This is a genomic window from uncultured Gimesia sp., from assembly GCF_937919775.1.
Classification (GTDB): Bacteria; Planctomycetota; Planctomycetia; order Planctomycetales; family Planctomycetaceae; genus Gimesia.
Map to the genome: position 1 here is coordinate 1 of NZ_CALFPF010000021.1, position 3,251 is coordinate 3,251.

The 3,251-nt window shown below is 50.7% G+C and carries 4 protein-coding genes; 1 reads left to right on the top strand and 3 read right to left on the bottom strand.

Annotated elements, in window-relative coordinates; genetic code table 11:
• From Q0294_RS00605 to Q0294_RS00615, 3 genes are all read right to left on the bottom strand, one after another.
• The coding region (locus tag Q0294_RS00605; protein ID WP_299459584.1) for a 1-deoxy-D-xylulose-5-phosphate synthase N-terminal domain-containing protein at window positions 1–583 on the bottom strand (583 nt) is incomplete at its 3' end.
• Window positions 583–1,479 carry a polyprenyl synthetase family protein gene (locus Q0294_RS00610; protein WP_299459587.1) on the bottom strand — a complete coding sequence of 299 codons (897 nt, stop codon included), beginning with the start codon at window positions 1,477–1,479 and terminating at the stop codon, window positions 583–585. The genes Q0294_RS00605 and Q0294_RS00610, both read right to left, overlap by 1 nt.
• Before the next feature lie 44 nt (window positions 1,480–1,523).
• Window positions 1,524–2,729 (bottom strand): M20/M25/M40 family metallo-hydrolase, encoded by a 1,206-nt coding sequence (locus tag Q0294_RS00615; RefSeq protein ID WP_299459590.1) that lies wholly within the window; start codon window positions 2,727–2,729, stop codon window positions 1,524–1,526.
• A gap of 266 nt (window positions 2,730–2,995) precedes the next feature.
• Between Q0294_RS00615 and Q0294_RS00620 the strand changes: the two genes are divergently transcribed.
• Window positions 2,996–3,251 (top strand): hypothetical protein (locus Q0294_RS00620; protein WP_299459619.1); only part of this gene is annotated, 256 nt, incomplete at its 3' end.

Here is a 3,251-nt window from a genome sequence, read left to right on the forward strand (position 1 = left end):
CTTTATCGAGATACTTTGCCAGTCCTCCGACGCGTGGACAAATTCCCATTTTATTATCATTGAGAATGACCAGGACATCTTTATTCAAACCCGCTGCATTATTCATGGCTTCGAAAACGACGCCTGAAGGGAGTGCGCCATCGCCAATCACGGCTACTGATTTGCGGCTGGTTTTACCGGTCAGATCGTCGCCGGCTTTCAAACCTAACACTGTGGAAACGCTGGCACCAGCGTGCCCGGTCATGAACAGGTCATAGTCGCTTTCTTCCGGATTCGGATATCCCATCAGCCCGCCTTTGCGGCGGATCGTGGAAATCTGGGAGTAACGACCAGTGATTAATTTGTGGGGATAAATCTGATGTCCGGTATCCCAGATGAGTCGGTCCTGCGAAAAGTCGAAAGCAATATGCAAGGCGATACAGAGTTCTACGACTCCGAGGTTACTGGCAAAGTGTGCCGACCGATCTTCCACGACCGTACACAAAACTTCACGAATTTCTGCAGCCAGTGTTTCGAGTTCACTCCCGGATAAAGTTTGCATATCAAGCGGTGACTTGATCCGTGGTAGAATTTCGATTTTCATCAGTGGTCTCGTTCCAATATAAAATGGGCCAGTTCTTCCAATCGTTGGCCGTGGCTCCCTAGTGGGGCGATCGAGAGGCACGCTTCGTCAATCAAATTTTGAGCGCGCCGGCGACTTTCATCAACACCAATCAGGGATGGGTAGGTTAATTTACCGTGTTCCGCGTCTTTTCGCACGCCTTTTCCCATTTTTTCTTTATCGCCGGTTAAATCAAGCAGGTCATCGGTAATTTGGAATGCCAAGCCTATGCAGGTGCCGTATCTCTCCAGCCTTTCCAGGATTACAGCATCCGCACCACCGATCCTGGCTCCCATTGTCAGAGCACTGCAGATCAGTCGTCCCGTTTTTCTGCGGTGAATTGCTTCCAGTTCTTCCAAAGTGGAGTGTTCCCGGTGCTCAGACTCTAAATCGGCGACTTGTCCGCCGACCATTCCCACAGCACCGGCTGCGTTGGCAAGATCGACACAACATTCTGCTGCACAGGACTTTACTTTAATCTGACTTGCCAGAATTTCAAATGCGCGGGTCAATAACGCATCTCCGGCCAGGATGGCGTTGGCTTCACCGAATTTGATATGACTGGTGGGAATTCCCCTGCGAAGATCATCATCGTCCATCGCCGGCAAATCGTCATGAATCAGGGAGTAGGTGTGCACCATTTCAATCGCACAGGCAGCGGGCAACGCCGCTTCCATTTCGCCACCACAGGCTTCGCAACTGAGTAGAACCAGAATCGGACGAAGCCGTTTTCCCCCCGCTGAGAGGCTATAAGACATTGCTTCCCTGAGAATCGACGGGCAATCTGGCGAGAGATCGAGTGATTCTGACAAACGGTGATTTACCAGACTCTGAAGTGTGCTCCACATTTCTTTGAAGGAAGGGGATGGATCGCTCATTCAATACAGATCTTTGCTTGACGTTACTGGGGTTGTGTTGTGTTTCAATCAGTTTCAGTCGCAGTGGCCAGCAGCAGACCAATCTGGCAGGCTTTGAGATAGTCATCGATCATCAATGTTTCGTTCGTAGTATGGATATCCTGCTGGCCACACCCCATAGTCACTGTGGGAAAACCGTGTGCGGCCATCCAGTTCGCGTCCAGACCTCCATTGCTGATCGTCAATTGCGGTTGGCCCCCCAGTGTTTGAATGGCGCGTTTCGCGGTTTTTACTGCGGGGTCCTCTTCTGAAAGTCGAAAGGAATCATATTTCAAATGCGATTCAAAGGAAACGTTGCCCCGCTTTCCGGCACTGTTTTTCAGGGATTTGGCAGACTTCTGGAACGCTTTTTTGAATTCATTCAGAATTTTTTGTCGAAAGCGGGGATTATGGCTGCGCGCTTCCGCCTTGATGGTTAATTCGGGCATGACCACATTTGTGGCGGCTCCCCCGGAAATGACGCCAATATTGCTGGAGCCGGTATTTTTACCTTTGATTACGAGGCCGTGCCAGCCATTTGTGGAGAGATCATCGATGGCCTTGCCCGCGATGACAGCGGCACTGACTCCCAGTTCCGGATGAGCGCCTGCATGGCTGGCGATGCCTTGAATTTGAATCAGCATCCCGGAATCACCGGTGGCTCCCATACAGATCATGTCAGCCAGTTTACCGTCCCAGTTAAAACATAGAGCTGGTTTTCCAAGTTTTCCGGTTGTCAGATGTCGGACGCCTACCAGACCGATTTCTTCCTGTACCATCCAGCAGAACGTTAAAGGGGGGTGCGGCAGTTCCTGCTCCAGAATGGTGAGCAAGGCATTCAGGATGACGCTACATCCTGCACGGTCGTCTGCGCCCAGCGCGGTCTGCGGGCTTTTTGAATGAATCTGATTTCCTTTTTTGACCGGTTCTGCTCCGACACAGAGCGGGACGGTATCCATATGCGCCATAAGCAGTCGTCGAGGTCCTTTAATCGTTCCGGGAAGTTTTACGATCAAATTTCCCGTCTCACCGCCAATAGGGCTTTTCTTATGGGCAGTGTCGAAGGTAATCCACTCCTCAGGCAGGCCGGCTTTGCGCATCCGTCCCACAATTTCTGCGGCAATCTGGCCTTCTTCCCCACTTTTACCGGGAATGGCCATCAGGTCGGTGACGAGCTGTAATGCCTGTTTGGAATTGACTTTAATGGAAGAGGCGGTGGAGTGGGTACTCATAGGGAGGCTTTGACAAAAAAGAGGGATGATGCGAAACGCTACCGAGTTGTCCGTTTATTTGCAGAGGATGCAACTTATGCTTTCGGGAGAGTTTTTTCAATGGGATCACAGGAACGATTCAGGAAACTCCGCAGAGGTGCTGACAGACTCATATTGCTGTAAATCTGGATCAAACTTAGAATCCCGTCTGTTTTGTTGCTCAATTCCATGAACGGGTCTCCGATTACCCGGTCTGAAACTTAACATCGGTATTCTGATCATTGAAGATGATTCGTTCCCGTCTGCGCTGGCTCAAGCATTTAACGCTAGCCCTTGTGACGCTCATTCTGTTAGCAGTAGGGGGCGAGGTCGCGTTACGTATTGACGAGTATCGGCACCAGGATTCTGTCAGCAGTTATGATGCCGACGGATTTCTCATTCCTTCAGACGTCACCTACCATCGTATTCGTCCTTTACAAAAGGTCTCCCGGAAACACCCGGATACAGAAGAGATAGTCCAGTTTACGATCAGCAGTATGGGGC

What these genes read in the sequence shown, in the direction of transcription:
- Q0294_RS00615 (WP_299459590.1), bottom strand. Translation starts at nt 2,729, where the DNA reads ATGAGTACCCACTCCACCGCCTCTTCCATTAAAGTCAATTCCAAACAG.
- Q0294_RS00610 (WP_299459587.1), bottom strand. Translation starts at nt 1,479, where the DNA reads ATGAGCGATCCATCCCCTTCCTTCAAAGAAATGTGGAGCACACTTCAG.